The organism is Mesorhizobium sp. 113-3-9, from assembly GCF_016756515.1.
Lineage (GTDB): Bacteria > Pseudomonadota > Alphaproteobacteria > Rhizobiales > Rhizobiaceae > Mesorhizobium.
In genome coordinates this window covers 5,781,914-5,799,913 of record NZ_AP023246.1, presented here as the reverse complement: position 1 = coordinate 5,799,913, position 18,000 = coordinate 5,781,914, and the positions used below count along the sequence as shown (strand labels likewise).

Below are 18,000 nucleotides of genomic sequence, written 5' to 3'. Positions count from 1 at the left end.
GCTTTCGCCATGAAGGCCGATGAACTCGCCTCTGCCAGCCAGCACCCGCCAGCGGCTCGACGACCTGCTCGTCCAGCGCGGACTGTTTGCCAGCCGCTCGCGTGCCCGCGACGCGGTCGAGCGTGGCACGGTGACGGTCGATGGCTCCATTGCCCGCAAGCCCGGTCAGAACGTTTCGCCGCAATGCCTTGTTGCCATCGATGATCCGGCGCAAGGCTATGTCTCGCGCGCGGCGCTGAAGCTGATCGGCGGGCTCGACCACTTCAGCCTAGACCCAGAAGGCTGCGAAGCGCTCGACATCGGCGCCTCGACCGGCGGGTTTACCCAGGTGCTGCTCGAACGCGGCGCCTCCCATGTCACGGCGATCGATGTCGGTCACGGCCAGATACATCCTGATGTTGGTGGCGATCCCCGCGTGACGGTCATCGAGGGGCTGAATGCACGCGATCTCACCATCGCCGATCTTGCCGGCCGTGTTCCAGGTTTCATCGTCTCCGACGTCAGCTTTATCTCGCTGAAGTTGGCGCTGCCGCCGGCGCTCGCCATTGCGAAGCCTGGTGCCGCCGCGGTCTTTCTGGTCAAGCCGCAATTCGAGGCGGGTCGCGAGGCCATCGGCAAGGGCGGTCTCTTGAAAGACCCCTTCGATGCCGCCCGGGTCGCCGGCCTGCTGCAGGATTGGCTGGACGCCGTGCCCGGCTGGCGCTCGCTCGGCCTGCATCTGTCGCCAATCGAAGGCGGCGACGGCAATCGCGAATTCCTGCTCGGTGGAATCAAGGATCGATGAGCGCGCGCTTCACCATCAAAAAGCTTGGCGCCCAGGGCGACGGCATTGCCGAGACCGAAGGCGGCGATCTGTTCATTCCCTTCACGCTGCCCGGCGAGACCGTCACCGCCGCGCGCGAGCGGGATCGCGCCACGTTGATGGCGGTGCTGGAGGTTTCGCCGCTGCGCATAGAGCCGGCCTGCCGCCATTTCACGGAGTGCGGAGGCTGTGCCCTCCAGCATTTCGAGGCCGAAGCCTATCGCCAGTGGAAACGCGAGAAGGTGGTGCACGCCCTGAAGGGCAAGGGCATCGAGTGCGACATCGACGCGCTGGTTGCCTGCGCGCCGCAGACGCGACGCCGTGTCGTGCTTGCCGCGCGTCGCACCGATACAGGCATGCTGCTCGGCTTCAATCGCCATCTGTCGCCGGAAATCATTTCCATATCGGAATGTCCGATCTCGCTGCCCGAAATCGTCGGAGCGCTTGGCCAGTTGAAGGCGCTCGCCGACTTGATATGCGCCACCACCAAATCGTTCCGGATGGCCGTCACCGTGACGGGGTCCGGCCTTGATGTCGCGGTGCATGACTCCGGCAAGCTCGGCGAACACCAGCGCCGCATCGCGTCCAATTTTGTCCTTGCGCAAGGCTTTGCCAGGCTGTCCATCGATGACGAGATCATCATCGAGCCGAGAAAGCCCGTGGTGATGTTCGGCAGCGTTGCTGTCGCCGTGCCGCCGGGTGCCTTCCTGCAGGCAACCGAAGCAGCCGAGCAGACCATGGCCGAGATTGTCGGCGGACATCTGAAGCGCGCCAAGAAGATCGCCGATCTCTTCGCAGGCTGTGGCAGCTTTGCGCTCCGGCTTGCGGCGAAGTCGGAAGTCCATGCGGTGGAGGGCGATGCGGCGGCACTTTCGGCGCTCGACCGGGGATCGCGCTTCGCGACTGGCATCAAGCGGGTGACGGGCGAACGCCGCGACCTGTTCCGCCGACCCTTGACCTTCAAGGAATTGAACGCCTTTGACGGCCTTGTCTTCGATCCGCCGCGAGCGGGTGCCGAGGACCAGTCGAAGCAGATCGCCCGCTCGGATGTTCCATTCGTTGCCGCCGTGTCCTGCAACCCGGTGACGCTGGCTCGCGACCTGCGCATCCTCCTCGACGGCGGCTACACCCTGAAAAGCGTGACGCCGATCGACCAGTTCCTGTGGTCGCCGCATGTCGAGGCGGTCGCCCTGCTGGAAAAGCCCAGGAAAAGGCGCGGCTGAGCCGGACAATGATCACGTTTCGTTGAAACCGGGCAATCGACCGCGCGATACCGAAAGACGCCGGATTAACGCCGCAAAGCCGCCTTTTTGCGCAAGCCTAGTCTGGGCTCTGGGGCGGAAGCATCTTACCTGACGGATGATCGTAATGCGGACGGTCTTGAAATTCCTCGCTTTCTTCCTCGCCCTCTCCATTTTGGCATTCGGCTCGACGGCCGGGGCGCTGGCGCAAGGCGAAAAGCGCCTTGCCTTCGTCATCGGCAATGCCGCCTATCCCGCTAGCGCGCTGACAACGCCGGCCAATGATGCGGGCTTGATCGCCCAGACATTGCAGGCGGCCGGGTTCGACGTGGTGGGCGCGCGTGACGTCGACCAGGAATCGCTGCGTGGCGCCTATCGCGATTTCCTCGCCAAGGTGACCGCAGCCGGCCCCGACGCGGTGGTGTTTGTCTATCTGGCCGGGCAGGGATTGCAGTTCGAAGGCGAGAACTATTTCGCGCCCGTCGATGCCGAGATCGCCAATGCGGCTGACGTGCCGATGGCCGCGGTGCGGGTTTCCGACCTCACCAAGCCGCTCGCCGCGCTGCCGACGAAGGTCAACATCGTCGTGCTCGATGCGGCGCGGCCAAATTCCTTCGCCAAGTCGAACCAGCCGCTGGCCGGGGGCCTCGCATTGGTCGATCCCGACCCGAACATGCTGATTGCCTTCAACGCAGCCCCGGGCACGGTCGCGCCGGAAGGCAAGGGACCCTATGGGGCCTATGCCCAGGCGCTTGCCGAGATGATCAGGGATGGTGGCCTGCAGCTGGGCGATGTGTTTGACCGCACGCGGCTGCGGGTCAATGAAGTGACTGATGGCGCGGAGGTGCCCTGGAACGCCTCCAAGATCACCGATCCCTTTGTCTTCTTCGACCGCGGCCCGGATGCTCCGGCGCCGCAGGTCTCCGCCGCCGAGGTGCGTACCAACCGAACCAAGGAGATACGCGATTTCGACGCGCATGATGCCTATATCGCGGCTCTGGATCGCGACACGATGCGCGGCTACGAAGATTTCATCGTCGCTTATCCGCATGACCCGATGGCCAAGCGCGTGCGCGCGATCCTGGCGGCGCGGCGCGAGGCGATCACCTGGCGCCAGACCTGGCTCAGGGACACGCCCGAAGCCTATTGGTCCTATCTCGATCGCTATCCGCATGGCCCCCATGCCTGGGACGCCCGCCGCAGGCTCGAGCATTTCGACGCTGCCCTGGAGCCACCGCAGAATTTCGCGGTCTATGACTATGACGTGCCGCCGCCACCGCCGGAAGAGATCGTCTATGTCGACCGGCCCGTGCTCTATTTCGACGATCCGGAATTCGACTTCGACCCGCCGCCGCCCGTGGCGGTGATCTTCCTGCCGCCGCGGCCGCGCGACTTCATCGAATTGCCACCACCGCCGCCGCCGGTGGGGATATTCGTGCTGCCGACGCCTGTCTTTGTGCCGGTGCCTACCTGGGTCAACCCGCCGCACGACATCTTCCCGCCGCCGAACGACGTCATCTTCAACAACATCCACAACACCACGATCATCAACAACACGACGATCAACGAGACCAACAACCAGGGTGGTGGCCTCACCACCGGCCAGAAGCTGACTGCTGGCGCCGTGGGCCTGGGTGCTGCCGCCCTGGCGACCAAGGTGGCGTTGCCGGCTTTCCTGCAGAAAAAGGAAACCGTGCTGTCCAAACAGAACCCCGGTGGCCTGCCGCTGAAGCCGGGGCAGGGTGGCCAACAGCCGGGCGGTGCCAGGCCGCTGTCAAAGACATTGCCTGCCGACAAGCTGACAGGTCATGCCTTGCCCGGCGCTGACGGCAAGACCCTGCCGCTACTCAATGGCAAGCCGGTGCTGAATGGACAGAACCTGCCCAACAACAAGTCCAGGAAGCTCCTGAACAAGCAGGTCACGGCAGGTGGAAACGCCGCCGTGACCGGCAACCCGGTGGTGAATGGGCAAAACGGGACCTATGGCCAGGGCAATGGGCAGGGCCAGAACGGTGCCGGCAAGAAGCTCCGCAAGATCCCGGGCGTCAACGGCACGCCTGCGGCGAATCGAGCGAACAACCCATCGGCACTCAATGGCCAGAATTCAGGCCAGAATCCGCCTAACGGCAAGTTCAGGAAACTTCACAATCAGGGCGGCGGCCAGACGAACGCCCAGGCCAACGGGCAAGGCAATGGGCTCAAGGGCGATGGCAAGGCTCCCAAATTCCACAAGTTGCCTGCCAACGGCAACAGTGGTGGCAATGTCCAGCAGAAATTCAAGGTCAACAACGGCAACCCGCAGCTGAAAGTGCAGGGGCAGCCCAGGCCGCAGAGGCCGGAATTCCACGCCCAGCCGAGGCAGCAGGTGCAGCCCAGGCCGCAGAGGCCAGAGTTCCACGCCCAGCCGAAGCAGCAGGTGCAGCGGCAGGCACAGCCAAGGCCGCCGCAGCCGCCAGCTGCCAGGAAGCCGTCTTGCGGGCATCCCAATGAGCCCGCTTGCAAGAAATAGCGCATGTCCCCCCAAAAGGTGATCCGCTTGGGTCGGGACATGCATAGGACAAAGGCTTGAAGCGCGTTGCTGGTCGCGTGGTGTGGGGCGAGTCGGCTTTGCCGGCCGGCGGCAAAACATGGCGGGCCGCGGCGGCGACCTGCGATCAGATCACAACTGCGTGGTTGGCCACGGCCAAGATTGCGCAGTGCCTCGGCTCGCTGTTACCAGTCGATGTCGGGTGGGGTGCCAAAGGGAGTGACCACAATGAGGATTGCAAGCGTTCTGACGTCCATCGCCCTGGCCGGGTTCATTGCGACGGGAGCTGCCGCGGCAGCGACGACGGCAGCGACCATGACGGCGCCGGCCACCACAACGACCGCCCCCGCGAAGAAGGCAAAGACGACTGCCATGACGCCTGAGAAAACCGCGATTTCGAAGCAATGTTCCGCGCTTGCCGATGCCCAGAAGCTGCACGGCAAGGCACGCGAGAAGTTCCGGGCCGACTGCAAGAAGAACGGCGGCAAGGCCGGCTGATCAGCCGCCTTCGCGGGTGAAGGTTTCGCCGCCAGCCTGCCAGCAAGGCTGGCGGCAATTCCAGAAAATGTGAACCGGGTTTCCGTCTGAGATCTGTTCGCCTGGGCCAGATCAAGGGCGGATGAAACCCACCAAACGCCTGGATGGCCGGATCGCCAGGCTGTTCAGTTCACGAGCTTGGCAACATTCGTGATGGCCTTCGGCGTGCCACCTCGCTGGTTGATCGACACCCAGACATTCGGGTTCTGCTGCGACTGCCGTTTCAGGAAATAGTAGCCTGTTGCGTTCCAGGGCCTGATCTCGTCGACCAGATTGTCGAGGACCAGATCGCCTTTGTCGGTTTTCACAGTCAGGATGGTGTGGCCTTCATTGTCAAGGTCGTGCACCACCGTCATCAGCAGCGCCTGCCGGGGAAATCCAGCCTCCTGAAGAAGCTTGCGCTTGTAGAGTGCGTAGATCTTGCAGTCGCCCTTGCCGTCAACCGGGTAATCCCAGTGGTCCGTCATCGTGCCCCAGTGGTCGAAATTGCTGACGGGTTTGATGGACCTGTTCGCCTTCTGATTTATCCGCTCGAGGGTGCGCAGGTTCTGCGCGGTCAGCTTGACGCTGGCGGCCGGGAGAGCGGGCACCTTGCACTCCTTTGGTCGGCGATGGCAGAAATCGATCCAACCGTAGGGGACGCTGGTGGAGCCGCCAACGGCGGCGGAGAGTGACCCATCCGTGGATGGTCGCGTCGATATTCGCTTGAACAAGGTCGACTGCGCCGCCGCCGGGCTGACTTGCAGCGACGTCGCACCGATCAACGAAACGAAGCCAAGCAGGATAGACGAGGTCAGGACGGAGGAATGCCGCATTGCCAAAACCACCACCGCAACGAGGGAACTGGTGCTGCGTTCGTGCGCAAATGCAGCCCAGGCAGTTAAACACTTAACAATTTCCTAACTTGGATTGTGTTCACTTCAAGGTGCCGGCCAGGATTCAGGCCGGAAAACGTCAGCGTCAGCCTGTCGCCGAGAGAATACGTTCGACGAAGGCAGGCACCACTTGCGTCGCCCGTCCTTCCATCTGGTCGTCGAAGCGGGAGGCCCAGCCGGCGCATTTCAGGTTGAGTTCGATCGTCAAGGCGCCGGCGGCGCGCGCCTCTTCGACAAAACCCGCCGCCGGATAGACACTGCCGCTCGTTCCGATCGCCACGAACAGATCGCAACGCGTCAACGCCTCACCGATCTCTTCCATGCGGTAAGGCATCTCGCCGAACCAGACCACATCAGGCCGCAACCGTCCCTTCGCACCGCAGGCTGGGCATCCGGATTGAACGGCGATGTCGGCGGCCCAGACGCTGCTTGCGCCGCAGTCCTGGCAAAGCGCGCGGCCGAGTTCTCCATGCATATGGATCAGGTTTCGCGAGCCGGCGCGCTCATGCAGATCGTCGATGTTCTGGGTGACGAGGAGGATGTCGCCTCGGACTTCGCGTTCCAGCCTCGCCAGTGCCGCATGGGCCACGTTCGGCTCGACGCTGTCCATTTGTCGCCGGCGCATGTTGTAGAAGTCCTGCACCTTGGCGGGATCGCGGGCAAAACCTTCCGGCGTCGCAACGTCTTCGAGGTTGAATTTCGCCCAGACACCGTCGGGATCGCGAAAGGTCGCGACGCCCGATTCCGCCGAAATGCCGGCACCTGTCAGGATGACGATCCTTGATCTGGGCATAGTCGGGCCGCCTGCATTCGGAAACATCACTTTGGCCGATGATGTTACCGAAACGGCTCCAAGGCCTCAAACCCTTGTGCCGCCGACCGTCATCTGGTTCATCCTGAGATGCGGCTGGCCGACGCCGACCGGCACGCCCTGTCCGGCCTTGCCGCACATGCCAATGCCATTGTCGAGCTTCATGTCGTTGCCGACCATCGAGACGCGGTGCATGGCATCAGGCCCATTGCCGATCAGCATCGCCCCCTTGATCGGCTGTGTTACCTTGCCGTTCTCGATCATGTAGGCCTCGGTGCAGCCGAACACGAATTTGCCCGAAGTGATGTCGACCTGGCCGCCGCCGAAGGAGACGGCATAGATGCCGTTCTTGACCGAGGCGATGATCTCGTCCGGCTCCATGTCGCCAGAAGTCATGTAGGTGTTGGTCATGCGCGGCATCGGCTGGTGCGCGTAGCCCTCGCGCCTTCCGTTGCCGGTGGCCTTCATGCCCATCAGCCGGGCATTCTGCCGGTCCTGCATGTAGCCGACCAGCTTGCCGTCCTCGATCAGCACGTTGCGGGCTGACGGCGTGCCTTCGTCGTCGACGGTGAGCGAGCCACGCCGCTCCGGGATTGTGCCGTCGTCAACCACGGTGACGCCCTTGGCGGCGACTTGCTGGCCCAAAAGGCCGGCGAAGGCCGAAGTCTTCTTGCGGTTGAAGTCGCCTTCCAGCCCGTGCCCGACGGCTTCGTGCAGCATGACGCCCGGCCAGCCGCTGGACAGCACGATGTCGAATGTACCGGCCGGGGCGGGAATGGCCTCGAGATTGACCAGCGCCTGACGGAGCGCTTCCCTGGCGGCATGCTTCCAACTGTCCTCGATCAGGAATTCGCCAAAGGCCTTGCGTCCGCCCATGCCGTAGGAGCCGCTTTCCTGGCGGTCGCCGTCGCCAACCACGACCGAGACGTTGATGCGGACCAGAGGCCTGATATCGCGCACCACCTGACCGTCCGCGCGTACGATCTCGACATGCTGCCAGGACGCGGCGAGCGAGGCCGTCACCTGGCGCACGCGCGGATCCTCGGCGCGCAGCCAGGCGTCGATTTCCTGCAACAGCTTTGCCTTGGCCTCGAAGGAAGGCGAGGGGATCGGGTTCTCGTCGCCGTAGAGATGGCGGTTGGTGCGGGCGGGCGGAGTGGCAAGCATGCCGGAATAGCCGCCCTTGACGGTCGCAACGGCAGCAGCGGCGCGCAGCAGCGAGGCCTCGGAGAGGTCGCTCGAATGAGCGTAGCCACTGGCTTCACCGGCGACCGCACGCAGGCCAAAGCCCTGGTCGGTGTTGAAGTTGGCGGTCTTCAACCGGCCATTGTCGAACATCAGCGCTTCGCTCTCGCTGTATTCGAGAAACAGTTCGCCGTCGTCGGCGCCGTTTATGGTGTCGGCAACGATCTGCTTGATACGATCGTCTGAAATGTCGAATTGGCCGATCAGGCTGTTCATGGCGCATCCATTCGTGGGAAGAGAGCTTGTTTCCCACGATGTAGGCGCGAAGCCGCGCCGAGACAATCGTCCCGACGCGCCATGAGGGCAAATGCGGCCGCCGACAGGCCGCCGGCGTCACTTCTGGTTGATGAAGTCCTTGATGTTGGTGGTCATTGAATCCCAGTTCGAGAACTGTTCTTCAAGATTGGTTTTGGTTATGCCGCCGATGAAGCTGACATCCATCTTGAAGTTGGATCCGTCGCCCGAAAACGCCTTGACCCAGCGATACTTCTTGTTCCAGGCATTGGCTTGCTCGGCCGTGAAGGCATCGGTGTATCCCGAGGAAAACTGGATGGATTTGCACTTCTCGTGGTTTTCGCAGCCATAGAAGTAGATGACATATTTCATGCCTTGGAGCCGGCCGGAGACCATGGGGTCGCCACCGTCGTCCTTGTCGAGCTTGGCCGAGCCGTAACCCTTGGCAATGTCGAGAATTGCGGCCGGATCAGGCGACGTGATGATTTCGGTATCTTCAGCCCACGCAGCGGAAACCGCGCCCGTCAGAACCAGACCAGTGGATAGAAGCCAGGAAAACGAGCGCATTGTTACCCCCACCGCCAAAACCCTCATCCCTGGGGAATTCTGCGTCAGGACCGGTTTCCTCGCAAGCGTCCTGCTCTCAGGGAAGGGCGGCGAAACCCTCGGCAAATCCCTTGAGATCGACAGGGATGCCTATGCCTTCTTCAGGTGTCTGGAAGACGATGAACGTCGCCGACGTGCCGGTCTTCAGCGTGTCGAGGAGGGGCTTTTCCAGAATGACCTCGGCGTAGCAGCCGTCCTGGAAGCAGCGCACGAAATAGGCGCGGCCGATATCCTTGCCGTCGACGTTGAGGCCGAGCCCGTTGGGCAACAGCACGCCGAGCGGCGCCAGCACGCGCAGGATCTCGGCCTTGTTGTCGGCGGTGCGCAGCACGACCACCGACAGCCCCATCTCCGGACGATCCTCGGCAACGACATTCTGCATCATGACGCATTGCTCGGAGGTCGCGCCGGCGGGCGTGTCGCAGATGATCGACCAGGCGCCATGCGTCGAGCGCACCGTGCCGCTCGGCTGGGCCGCATCGGCCTCATTCGCGACGAACAGACCGGCTGTGGACAGGACGGCGAGAAACATGACCTTCGCCAGGGCTGTCGAAAGCCCCGGTCTCGTGTGCCTCAGTCTCGAAAGCCAAGAGTTCATGACGGCTCCATTGCGAATCACGGCACTTTAAGCCGCGCCAATGCCAAGTAAAGGACGTGACCGCGTCCGAACTGTCCCGAAACAGGCAATACAGCGCTTTTCCCTGCCAATTTTGCCTGAATTACGACGCTTCGCGCGTTCCGCCGGCATGAGGCGGGCGACCCGCCGAACATCCGCGATTCGCCGCCGCGCACGCCGCCGCGGAAGAGCCGTGCCAGCTTGCGCGCAAAAATGCCGCACAGTTTCCTCCGCTCCTTTCTTGCGGAGGGAAAAAGAGTATGGTTTGAACCACCTTGAGACTGTCGGGATTCCCGTCCCGGCATTGTTCGTTATTCTCGTTGGCGCAGCCGCGAGGAACTGGGAGACGAAGAGGGCGATGAGAAATTTCCTAGCTGGCGCCAGGTTTCTAGCAAGTGCCAAGTTTCTGAGTGCTTGTGCCGCTGCCACGATTTTTGCCGGCACATCCGCCCATGCCGATCAGCCCGTGGCGTGGGAGACGACCTTCCAGGCGCCGGCGACCGATATGATGCGGCAGATCGAGTGGTTCGGAAACTACACGATGTGGTTCATCGTCCCGATCACCGTTCTGGTGCTGCTTCTCCTCGCCTACTGCATCGTGAAATTCCGCGCGAGCGCAAATCCGGTCCCCTCCAAGACCAGCCACAACACGCTGATCGAGGTGATCTGGACTGTTGGACCGGTCGTGGTCCTGCTCTGCCTTGCCATTCCCTCGTTCCAGCTCTTGACCGCGCAGTACACTCCGCCGGAAGAAGCCAAGCTGACCGTCAAGGCGACCGGCAACCAGTGGAACTGGGATTACGAGTACCAGACCGACAACACGCTTTCCTTCAATTCGGCCATTCTCCAGGATGGCGATCGCGCCAAGGCGGGCAAGGAGGATCGCAAGGTCTATCCCCGGCTGCTCGCCGTCGACAATGAGTTGGTGGTGCCGGTCAACACGATGACGCGCGTGCTTGTCACCGCGACCGACGTGATCCACTCCTTCGCCATGCCGTCCTTCGGCATCAAGATCGACGCCATTCCGGGGCGTACCAACGAGACCTGGTTCAAGGCCGAGAAGGAAGGTCTCTATTATGGCCAGTGCTCGCAGCTTTGCGGCAAGGACCATGCCTTCATGCCGATCGCCATTCGTGTCGTCTCGGATGCGCAGTTCAAGACCTGGCTGGCGGCAGCCAAGACCGACCTGCCCGGCGCCAACAAGACGCTCATGGCCGAGGTCGAAGGCCAGAACAAGGTAGCGGCCGCCGGCAATTGATGCCGCGGGTTAGCAAGATTTAGGGAACGGAGCGGAACATGGCAGACGCTGCAGCTCACGACGGGCACGACCACAAGCCTTATCACGGTTGGGTGCGCTGGGTTTATTCGACCAACCACAAGGACATCGGTACGCTCTACCTGATCTTCGCGATCATGGCCGGCATTATCGGCGGCGCCCTGTCGGTTGCCATCCGTATGGAACTGCAGGAGCCTGGCATCCAGATCTTCAGCGGTCTGGCGCAGATGGTCTACGGCATGAACGGTGACGCCGCGATCGATGGCGGCAAGAGCATGTACAATGCCTTTGCCACCGCGCACGCGCTGATCATGATCTTCTTCATGGTCATGCCGGCCCTGATCGGCGGCTTCGCCAACTGGATGGTGCCGATCATGATCGGCGCTCCCGACATGGCGTTCCCGCGCATGAACAACATCTCCTTCTGGCTGTTGCCTCCGGCCTTCATCCTGCTGCTCACCTCGATGTTCGTGCCGAGCGCGCCTGGCGCCTACGGTGTCGGCGGTGGCTGGACGCTCTATCCGCCGCTGTCGACCTCGGGTCAGCCCGGGCCGGCCATGGATCTGGCGATCCTGTCGATCCACATCGCTGGTGCCTCGTCGATCCTCGGTGCCATCAACTTCATCACCACCATCTTCAACATGCGCGCTCCGGGCATGACGCTGCACAAGATGCCGCTGTTTGCCTGGTCGGTGCTGGTCACCGCCTTCCTGCTGCTGTTGTCCCTGCCGGTTCTGGCCGGCGGCATCACCATGCTGCTCACCGACCGCAATTTCGGCACGGCCTTCTTCGCGCCGGACAATGGCGGCGATCCGCTGCTGTTCCAGCATCTGTTCTGGTTCTTCGGCCATCCGGAAGTGTACATCCTGATCCTGCCGGGCTTCGGCATCATCAGCCATATCGTCTCGACCTTCTCGAGGAAGCCGGTGTTCGGCTATCTCGGCATGGCCTATGCCATGGTCGCGATCGGCGCCGTCGGCTTCATCGTGTGGGCGCACCACATGTATACGACCGGCCTGTCGCTCGACACGCAGCGCTACTTCGTCTTCGCCACCATGGTCATCGCGGTGCCGACGGGCGTGAAGATCTTCTCCTGGATCGCAACGATGTGGGGTGGGTCGATCTCCTTCAAGACGCCGATGCTGTGGGCACTGGGCTTCATCTTCCTGTTCACCATCGGTGGCGTCACCGGCGTCCAGCTGGCCAATGCCGGTCTCGACCGTTCGCTGCATGACACTTATTTCGTCATCGCCCACTTCCACTACGTGCTGTCGCTGGGCGCGGTGTTCGCGATCTTCGCCGGCTGGTACTACTGGTTCCCGAAGATGACCGGCTACATGTATTCGCCTGTCATCGCCAACACCCATTTCTGGGTCACCTTTGTCGGCGTGAACCTGATCTTCTTCCCGCAGCACTTCCTTGGCCTGGCTGGCATGCCGCGCCGCACCATCGACTATCCGGACGCGTTTGCCGGCTGGAACTATGTGTCGTCGATCGGCTCCTATATCTCGGCCGTTGGTGTGGTGATCTTCCTCTACGGCGTGTTCGAAGCCTTCCAGAAGAAGCGGATCGCCGGTGCCAACCCATGGGGTGAGGGCGCCACCACGCTCGAATGGCAGCTGCCTTCGCCGCCGCCGTTCCACCAGTGGGAGCAGCTGCCGAAAATCAAGTAAGGCGGCTCCCGCTCGAACACGAAACCGCCGGCCCGCCGGCGGTTTTGGCCAACGGAATGATGGACTTGAGTACGCATGGCCCTAGTCGACGAAACCAGCATTGACGAAGCGGGCTTCCGCATGTCGGAAGCGACGGCGGGCGATTTCTTCGCCCTGCTGAAGCCGCGCGTCATGTCGCTGGTGGTGTTCACAGCCTTCGTCGGGCTGGTCGCCGCACCCGTGACCATCAATCCACTGCTGGCGGTGATCGCCATCCTTTCGATCGCCATCGGTGCCGGCGCCTCTGGCGCGCTCAACATGTGGTACGACGCGGACATCGACGCGGTCATGACCAGGACGGCCAGCCGTCCAGTGCCGTCCGGCCGCATCCAGCCGCACGAGGTGCTCAGCTTCGGCCTGGTGCTCTCGGTGCTGTCGGTGATGACGCTCGGCGTGCTGGTCAACTGGCTGTCGGCGACGCTGCTGGCCTTCACCATCTTCTTCTACGCCGTCGTCTACACGATGTGGCTGAAGCGCTGGACGCCGCAGAACATCGTCATCGGCGGCGCGGCCGGCGCGATCCCGCCGGTCATAGGCTGGGCCGCGGTGACCGGCTCGGTCAGCCTCGAAAGCATCATCCTGTTCCTGATCATCTTCCTGTGGACGCCGCCGCATTTCTGGGCGCTCGCGCTGTTCAAGTCCGAGGACTATGAGCGCGCCGGCATCCCGATGATGCCCAATGTCGCCGGCCAGGCGTCGACCCGCCGTCAGATCTTCGCCTATGCGCTGGTGCTGGCCCCGGTCGGCGTGCTGCCGTGGGTGCTCGGCTACACCACGCCCTTCTATGGCGTGGCCGCCATACTGCTCGGGCTCGGCTTTGTCTGGTACGCCTGGAAAGTGCTCGGCATGGCCGACGATGACCGCGCCATGAAGCCGGCCAAGGCGCTGTTTGCCTATTCGCTGCTTTATCTCTTCGCCATCTTCGCTGCCTACCTGGCCGACAGCGTTGTCGAACGCGCGCTTGCCATGGGTGGAGCATGATCATGGTCGAGGAAAAGCTCGAGACTGTCACCTTGACCGATCGCCAGAGGAAGGCCCAGCGCAGCCGATCCATCGCCATAGGCGTTGCGCTGGCGGTGCTGGTCGTCATTTTCTACATCGCGACGATCGTGAAGTTCGGCCACAATTTGTCGGGCAAGATGTGATGAGCGTCGAGACGCCTAGAAAGACGGCCGGCAAAAACAGCAACCGCATCGTCGCGGCAGTTTGCCTTGCCTTCTTCACCGGCATGATCGGCATGGCCTATGCCGCCGTGCCGCTCTACAAGATGTTCTGCCAGGCGACTGGCTATGGCGGCACGACGCAACGTGTCGAGAAGCAGTACGCCGGCCGCGTGCTCGACCGTGAGATCACCGTCCGCTTCGACGCCAATATTGCCGGCGTGCCGTGGGAGTTCCAGCCGGTCCAGCGTTCGATAACCATGAAGATCGGCGAGACGGTGCAGGCGCACTATCAGGCGACCAACAAGTTCGATCGCCCCGTTACCGGCCGCGCCACCTTCAACGTGCAGCCGGAACTGGCGGGTCCTTACTTCAACAAGGTCGAGTGCTTCTGCTTCACCGATACGTCGCTGAAGCCCGGCGAGACGCTGGACATGCCGGTCCTGTTCTATGTGGACCCCGATATCGTGAATGTGCCGGAACTGAAGGACGTGAAGACGATCACGCTGTCCTACACGATGTTCCCGGTCGAGAAGAACAAGCCGGTCGCCTCCTCGGAGCCGGCCAAGGGCAACAGCAAGACAGTTTCAGATACCGAAGCAAATCTCGGGGGTTGATATGGCAGACGCGCACGCAAAACATCACGACTATCATCTCGTCGACCCGAGCCCGTGGCCTTTCCTGGGCTCGATTGGCGCGCTCGTCATGGCCTTTGGCGGTGTCGCCCTGATGGAATATCTGAAGGGTGGATCCTTCCCGATCTTCGGCTTCAACATCGCCAATCCGTGGCTGTTCTTCATCGGCCTGGTGATCGTGCTCTACACCATGTTCGCCTGGTGGTCGGACACGATCAAGGAAGCGCATGAGGGGCATCACACACGGGTCGTGTCGCTGCACCTGCGTTACGGCATGATCATGTTCATCGCCTCGGAGGTGATGTTCTTTGTTGCCTGGTTCTGGGCCTATTTCGACGCCAGCCTTTTTGCCGGCGAGGCACAGAACTACGCGCGCAAGGCATTTACCGGTGGGGTCTGGCCGCCGAAGGGCATGGAGGTTCTCGATCCCTTCCACCTGCCGCTCTATAACACCATCATCCTGCTCCTGTCCGGCACCACGGTCACCTGGGCGCATCATTCGCTCATCCATGGCGATCGCAAGGGGCTGATCAACGGCCTGGTGTTGACGGTCGGCCTCGGCATGCTGTTCACCATGGTCCAGGCCTACGAGTACATGCACGCTCCGTTCGGCTTCAAGGATTCCATCTACGGCGCGACCTTCTTCATGGCGACCGGCTTCCACGGCTTCCATGTCATCATCGGCACCATCTTCCTGCTGGTCTGCCTGATCCGGGCGATGAAGGGCGACTTCACCCCCAAGCAGCATTTCGGCTTCGAGGCGGCCGCTTGGTACTGGCACTTCGTCGACGTGGTCTGGCTGTTCCTGTTTGCATCGATCTATGTCTGGGGATCGGTCGGCGCGGTGATCGAAGGCCACTGAGCCGGGCCTTCAGCATTTGGATTTCAGGAAGGCGGCCACGGCGACGGGCCGCCTTCTTCTTTTCGGCGCAATGATCGCCGATCGGTTGCCGATGCGGCGGACAGTTCCCTGGGCGATTTGTGCATTCATTCTCCTGGCATTCCCGGTCCTCGCGGCCGAGAAGGTCGATCTGGTGCGTGTCCGCAAGGCGGAACGGCGGCTCGAACTGGTCGGTGACGGCAAGGTCCTGCGCAGCTACGGCGTCGCGCTCGGTGGAGATCCCTTCGGCCACAAACGCCAGGAGGGCGATCAGCGTACGCCCGAGGGCCGCTATGTTCTCGACTGGCGCAACCCCAACAGCATCGCGCACAAGTCGATTCACATCTCCTATCCCAATGCCGAGGATCTGGCGGCCGCGAAGGCGCGCAATGTCGATGCTGGCGGCATGATCATAATCCATGGCCAGCCAAATGGCTTCGGCTGGTGGGGCTGGCTGCTTCAATTGGTCGACTGGACCGATGGCTGCATTGCCGTTACGGATTCCGACATGGACGAAATCTGGGCAATGGTGACCGATGGGACACCGATCGAGATCGAGAAATAACCATGAATGACGACAAGGCGATATGGCCTCCGATCGATCCGATTTCGGCCGGCCTGCATGGCCGCTGCCCACGCTGCGGCGAGGGGCGGTTGTTTTCCGGGTTCCTCACCGTCGGCAAGCGCTGCATCAACTGCGGCCTCGACTATTCCTTCGCCGATGCGGGCGACGGGCCGGCGGTCTTCGTCATCCTGATCATCGGCTTCATCATCGTCGGCCTGGCTCTCTGGGTCGAAGTGACGCTGAGCCCGCCGCTCTGGCTGCATCTGCTGATATGGATTCCGCTGGCCCTGGTGCTGTGCCTGACGGCGCTGCGGTTGATCAAGGGTGTGCTGCTCACCCTGCAATATGCCAACAAGGCGGCCGAAGGCCGGCTGGACCACAGCGAATGAGCGAGGCCTCCGTCAAGGATCGCGGCCGTTCGCGGCCACGATCGGCGTTGCTGCTCGGCCTTGGCCTGCTGCTGCTCTTGATCCTTCTGGCGCTCGGCACCTGGCAGGTCCAGCGCCTGCACTGGAAGGAAGGCCTTCTGCAGACCATCGATCGACGCACGCACTCGGCGCCTGTGCCGCTGGCAGAGGTCGAGAAGGAATTCGCCTCGACCGGCGACGTCGACTACACGCCGGTCACGGTCTCCGGCACGTTCCTGCATTCGGGCGAGCGGCATTTCTACGCGACCTGGGAAGGCGAGGCCGGCTTCAACGTCTACACGCCGCTGGCCCTCGACGACGGCCGCTTCGTGCTGATCAATCGCGGCTTCATCCCCTACGACCTCAAGGACGCCGCCAAGCGCGCCAAGGGACAGGTGACCGGCAAGGTCACGATCACCGGGCTCGCTCGCAATCCGCTGCCGGCAAAACCGTCGATGATGCTTCCCGACAATGACGTGGCGAAGAACATCTTCTACTGGAAGGACCGCGACGTCATGGCGGCGAGCGCCGGCCTGCCGGCCGGGTTCACGCTGGTGCCGATCTTCATCGATGCGGACAAGACGCCGAATCCCGGTGGTCTGCCGATCGGAGGCGTGACCATCATCGACCTGCCGAACAGCCATCTGCAATATGCTGTCACCTGGTATGGGCTTGCCGCGGCACTCGCAGCCGTGCTCATCCTGCGGCTTCGCCGTCCCGCGAAAGAGGAATGAACGCGACCGACGCCCTTTTCTACCGAGGCCCCCTTTCTACCGATGCCCCCCTTTCGACCGACGCCCTTGACAGAGCAGGGGTAGGCACCTCATTTCGGCGCTGACGAACCGGCCAGGATTCAATGCTTCAGACAATCGCCAAGCCTCCTCTGACGATACGGCTCTGCCAGCCTCGCGGTTTCTGCGCCGGCGTCGACCGTGCCATCCAGATCGTCGTGCTGGCGCTGAAGAAATATGGCGCGCCGGTCTATGTCCGCCACGAGATCGTGCACAACCGCTACGTCGTCGAAGGACTGCAAAGCCTTGGCGCCGTCTTCATCGAGGAGCTTTCCGAAATCCCGCCCGAGCATCGGCAGTCGCCGGTCGTCTTCTCGGCGCATGGCGTGCCCAAATCGGTGCCGGCGGACGCGCAGGCGCGCAACCTATTCTATCTCGACGCCACCTGTCCGCTGGTCTCGAAAGTCCACAAGCAGGCGATGCGCCATCAGCGGCTTGGCCGCCATGTGCTGTTGATCGGCCATGCCGGGCACCCGGAGGTGATCGGCACGATGGGGCAATTGCCCGAGGGCGCGGTTACGCTGATCGAGACCGAGGCCGATGCGGCCAGGCTTGTGCCGAACGATCCGAAGGCGCTTGGCTTCGTCACCCAGACCACGCTGTCGGTCGAGGACACCGCCGGCATCATCCGTGCGCTGCAGGACCGTTTTCCCGACCTTCAGGCGCCCGCGGCGGAGTCGATCTGCTACGCCACCACCAATCGCCAGGAAGCGGTCAAGGACACCGCACCCGGGGCTGATCTCTACCTCATCGTCGGCGCCCCGAATTCCTCCAATTCGCGCCGCCTTGTCGAGGTCGCCGAGCGTGCCGGCGCCAGGATGTCGCTTCTCGTGCAGCGCGCCGCCGAGATTCCGTGGAATGACATCGGCAACATTTCGACCCTTGGCCTGTCGGCGGGGGCATCGGCGCCGGAGATCATCGTCGACGAGATCATCGACGCGTTCCGCCAGCGCTTCGATGTCACCATCGACCTGGCCATCACGGCCACCGAAACAGAGGATTTTCCGGTCATGCGGGTATTGCGCGATGTCGAACTGACGCCGGCCGACATGGCCTTCGTCAATGGAGCCGCGTAAGGCA

At 62.7% G+C, this 18,000-nt stretch carries 21 protein-coding genes; 15 read left to right on the top strand and 6 right to left on the bottom strand.

Going from position 1 to position 18,000, the window contains the following annotated elements:
• Window positions 1-19 precede the first annotated feature (19 nt).
• The 3 genes from MesoLj_RS28410 (at window position 20) to MesoLj_RS28400 (ending at window position 4,552) form a co-directional block, all read left to right on the top strand.
• Window positions 20-784 (top strand): TlyA family RNA methyltransferase, encoded by a 765-nt coding sequence (locus MesoLj_RS28410; RefSeq protein WP_202323348.1) that lies wholly within the window; start codon window positions 20-22, stop codon window positions 782-784.
• Window positions 781-2,025 carry a class I SAM-dependent RNA methyltransferase gene (locus tag MesoLj_RS28405; RefSeq protein WP_202323347.1) on the top strand — a complete coding sequence of 415 codons (1,245 nt, stop codon included), beginning with the start codon at window positions 781-783 and terminating at the stop codon, window positions 2,023-2,025. The genes MesoLj_RS28410 and MesoLj_RS28405 overlap by 4 nt, the downstream gene beginning before the upstream one ends.
• A 136-nt stretch (window positions 2,026-2,161) precedes the next feature.
• Window positions 2,162-4,552: a caspase family protein gene (locus MesoLj_RS28400; RefSeq protein WP_202323346.1), complete on the top strand. Its 2,391-nt coding sequence runs from the start codon at window positions 2,162-2,164 to the stop codon at window positions 4,550-4,552.
• A gap of 203 nt (window positions 4,553-4,755) precedes the next feature.
• On the opposite strand, the gene MesoLj_RS36435 is transcribed toward MesoLj_RS28400, so the two are convergent.
• Window positions 4,756-4,944 (bottom strand): hypothetical protein, encoded by a 189-nt coding sequence (locus tag MesoLj_RS36435; RefSeq protein ID WP_244735183.1) that lies wholly within the window; start codon window positions 4,942-4,944, stop codon window positions 4,756-4,758.
• Here MesoLj_RS36435 and MesoLj_RS36680 point away from each other — a divergent pair.
• Entirely contained in the window at window positions 4,943-5,068 is a 126-nt protein-coding gene (locus MesoLj_RS36680) for a hypothetical protein (RefSeq protein WP_274534531.1), read from the top strand. The genes MesoLj_RS36435 and MesoLj_RS36680 overlap by 2 nt on opposite strands.
• Before the next feature lie 164 nt (window positions 5,069-5,232).
• On the opposite strand, the gene MesoLj_RS28390 is transcribed toward MesoLj_RS36680, so the two are convergent.
• A complete protein-coding gene (locus MesoLj_RS28390; protein ID WP_446720340.1) occupies window positions 5,233-5,820 on the bottom strand; it encodes a transglutaminase-like cysteine peptidase in 588 nt (195 codons plus the stop codon).
• Here MesoLj_RS28390 and MesoLj_RS36430 point away from each other — a divergent pair.
• Entirely contained in the window at window positions 5,813-6,010 is a 198-nt protein-coding gene (locus MesoLj_RS36430) for a hypothetical protein (protein WP_244735592.1), read from the top strand. The two genes, MesoLj_RS28390 and MesoLj_RS36430, sit on opposite strands and share 8 nt — an antisense overlap.
• Before the next feature lie 57 nt (window positions 6,011-6,067).
• Here the strand turns inward: MesoLj_RS36430 and MesoLj_RS28385 are convergent, their stop codons facing one another.
• The 4 genes from MesoLj_RS28385 to MesoLj_RS28370 form a co-directional block, all read right to left on the bottom strand.
• Entirely contained in the window at window positions 6,068-6,775 is a 708-nt protein-coding gene (locus MesoLj_RS28385) for an NAD-dependent deacylase (RefSeq protein WP_202323343.1), read from the bottom strand.
• 66 nt (window positions 6,776-6,841) lie between these two features.
• Window positions 6,842-8,254, bottom strand: coding sequence for a metalloprotease TldD (gene tldD, locus MesoLj_RS28380; protein WP_202323342.1), 1,413 nt, complete (start codon window positions 8,252-8,254; stop codon window positions 6,842-6,844).
• Window positions 8,255-8,371: 117 nt separating this feature from the next.
• Window positions 8,372-8,839, bottom strand: coding sequence for a YbjN domain-containing protein (locus tag MesoLj_RS28375; protein ID WP_202323341.1), 468 nt, complete (start codon window positions 8,837-8,839; stop codon window positions 8,372-8,374).
• A 76-nt stretch (window positions 8,840-8,915) separates the two neighbouring features.
• Window positions 8,916-9,476 carry an invasion associated locus B family protein gene (locus MesoLj_RS28370; protein ID WP_202323340.1) on the bottom strand — a complete coding sequence of 187 codons (561 nt, stop codon included), beginning with the start codon at window positions 9,474-9,476 and terminating at the stop codon, window positions 8,916-8,918.
• A 259-nt stretch (window positions 9,477-9,735) separates the two neighbouring features.
• Between MesoLj_RS28370 and coxB the strand changes: the two genes are divergently transcribed.
• From coxB to ispH, 10 genes are all read left to right on the top strand, one after another.
• Window positions 9,736-10,752 (top strand): cytochrome c oxidase subunit II, encoded by a 1,017-nt coding sequence (gene coxB, locus MesoLj_RS28365; protein ID WP_181179586.1) that lies wholly within the window; start codon window positions 9,736-9,738, stop codon window positions 10,750-10,752.
• A gap of 38 nt (window positions 10,753-10,790) precedes the next feature.
• Entirely contained in the window at window positions 10,791-12,443 is a 1,653-nt protein-coding gene (gene ctaD, locus MesoLj_RS28360) for a cytochrome c oxidase subunit I (protein WP_140768894.1), read from the top strand.
• 75 nt (window positions 12,444-12,518) lie between these two features.
• Window positions 12,519-13,463: a heme o synthase gene (locus tag MesoLj_RS28355; RefSeq protein ID WP_202323339.1), complete on the top strand. Its 945-nt coding sequence runs from the start codon at window positions 12,519-12,521 to the stop codon at window positions 13,461-13,463.
• Between the two features lie 2 nt (window positions 13,464-13,465).
• On the top strand, window positions 13,466-13,627 hold the full coding sequence (locus tag MesoLj_RS28350; protein WP_140768890.1) for a hypothetical protein: 162 nt from the start codon (window positions 13,466-13,468) through the stop codon (window positions 13,625-13,627).
• Window positions 13,627-14,259 carry a cytochrome c oxidase assembly protein gene (locus MesoLj_RS28345; RefSeq protein ID WP_140768888.1) on the top strand — a complete coding sequence of 211 codons (633 nt, stop codon included), beginning with the start codon at window positions 13,627-13,629 and terminating at the stop codon, window positions 14,257-14,259. Before MesoLj_RS28350 ends, MesoLj_RS28345 begins: the two co-directional genes overlap by 1 nt.
• 1 nt (window position 14,260) lies before the next feature.
• On the top strand, window positions 14,261-15,139 hold the full coding sequence (locus MesoLj_RS28340) for a cytochrome c oxidase subunit 3 (protein WP_202323338.1): 879 nt from the start codon (window positions 14,261-14,263) through the stop codon (window positions 15,137-15,139).
• Between the two features lie 91 nt (window positions 15,140-15,230).
• Window positions 15,231-15,722, top strand: coding sequence for a L,D-transpeptidase family protein (locus tag MesoLj_RS28335; RefSeq protein ID WP_202323337.1), 492 nt, complete (start codon window positions 15,231-15,233; stop codon window positions 15,720-15,722).
• A gap of 2 nt (window positions 15,723-15,724) precedes the next feature.
• Window positions 15,725-16,111, top strand: coding sequence for a DUF983 domain-containing protein (locus MesoLj_RS28330; RefSeq protein ID WP_140768882.1), 387 nt, complete (start codon window positions 15,725-15,727; stop codon window positions 16,109-16,111).
• Window positions 16,108-16,863 carry an SURF1 family protein gene (locus MesoLj_RS28325; RefSeq protein ID WP_202323336.1) on the top strand — a complete coding sequence of 252 codons (756 nt, stop codon included), beginning with the start codon at window positions 16,108-16,110 and terminating at the stop codon, window positions 16,861-16,863. Before MesoLj_RS28330 ends, MesoLj_RS28325 begins: the two co-directional genes overlap by 4 nt.
• A 122-nt stretch (window positions 16,864-16,985) precedes the next feature.
• Window positions 16,986-17,996 carry a 4-hydroxy-3-methylbut-2-enyl diphosphate reductase gene (gene ispH / locus MesoLj_RS28320; RefSeq protein WP_202323335.1) on the top strand — a complete coding sequence of 337 codons (1,011 nt, stop codon included), beginning with the start codon at window positions 16,986-16,988 and terminating at the stop codon, window positions 17,994-17,996.
• Window positions 17,997-18,000: the final 4 nt, after the last annotated feature.

What these genes read in the sequence shown, in the direction of transcription:
- MesoLj_RS28410 (WP_202323348.1), top strand. Translation starts at nt 20, where the DNA reads ATGAACTCGCCTCTGCCAGCCAGCACCCGCCAGCGGCTCGACGACCTG.
- MesoLj_RS28405 (WP_202323347.1), top strand. Translation starts at nt 781, where the DNA reads ATGAGCGCGCGCTTCACCATCAAAAAGCTTGGCGCCCAGGGCGACGGC.
- MesoLj_RS28400 (WP_202323346.1), top strand. Translation starts at nt 2,162, where the DNA reads ATGATCGTAATGCGGACGGTCTTGAAATTCCTCGCTTTCTTCCTCGCC.
- MesoLj_RS36680 (WP_274534531.1), top strand. Translation starts at nt 4,943, where the DNA reads ATGACGCCTGAGAAAACCGCGATTTCGAAGCAATGTTCCGCGCTTGCC.
- MesoLj_RS36435 (WP_244735183.1), bottom strand. Translation starts at nt 4,944, where the DNA reads ATGGCAGTCGTCTTTGCCTTCTTCGCGGGGGCGGTCGTTGTGGTGGCC.
- MesoLj_RS28385 (WP_202323343.1), bottom strand. Translation starts at nt 6,775, where the DNA reads ATGCCCAGATCAAGGATCGTCATCCTGACAGGTGCCGGCATTTCGGCG.
- tldD (WP_202323342.1), bottom strand. Translation starts at nt 8,254, where the DNA reads ATGAACAGCCTGATCGGCCAATTCGACATTTCAGACGATCGTATCAAG.
- MesoLj_RS28375 (WP_202323341.1), bottom strand. Translation starts at nt 8,839, where the DNA reads ATGCGCTCGTTTTCCTGGCTTCTATCCACTGGTCTGGTTCTGACGGGC.
- MesoLj_RS28370 (WP_202323340.1), bottom strand. Translation starts at nt 9,476, where the DNA reads ATGAACTCTTGGCTTTCGAGACTGAGGCACACGAGACCGGGGCTTTCG.
- ctaD (WP_140768894.1), top strand. Translation starts at nt 10,791, where the DNA reads ATGGCAGACGCTGCAGCTCACGACGGGCACGACCACAAGCCTTATCAC.
- MesoLj_RS28355 (WP_202323339.1), top strand. Translation starts at nt 12,519, where the DNA reads ATGGCCCTAGTCGACGAAACCAGCATTGACGAAGCGGGCTTCCGCATG.
- MesoLj_RS28350 (WP_140768890.1), top strand. Translation starts at nt 13,466, where the DNA reads ATGGTCGAGGAAAAGCTCGAGACTGTCACCTTGACCGATCGCCAGAGG.
- MesoLj_RS28345 (WP_140768888.1), top strand. Translation starts at nt 13,627, where the DNA reads ATGAGCGTCGAGACGCCTAGAAAGACGGCCGGCAAAAACAGCAACCGC.
- MesoLj_RS28340 (WP_202323338.1), top strand. Translation starts at nt 14,261, where the DNA reads ATGGCAGACGCGCACGCAAAACATCACGACTATCATCTCGTCGACCCG.
- MesoLj_RS28335 (WP_202323337.1), top strand. Translation starts at nt 15,231, where the DNA reads ATGCGGCGGACAGTTCCCTGGGCGATTTGTGCATTCATTCTCCTGGCA.
- MesoLj_RS28330 (WP_140768882.1), top strand. Translation starts at nt 15,725, where the DNA reads ATGAATGACGACAAGGCGATATGGCCTCCGATCGATCCGATTTCGGCC.
- MesoLj_RS28325 (WP_202323336.1), top strand. Translation starts at nt 16,108, where the DNA reads ATGAGCGAGGCCTCCGTCAAGGATCGCGGCCGTTCGCGGCCACGATCG.
- ispH (WP_202323335.1), top strand. Translation starts at nt 16,986, where the DNA reads ATGCTTCAGACAATCGCCAAGCCTCCTCTGACGATACGGCTCTGCCAG.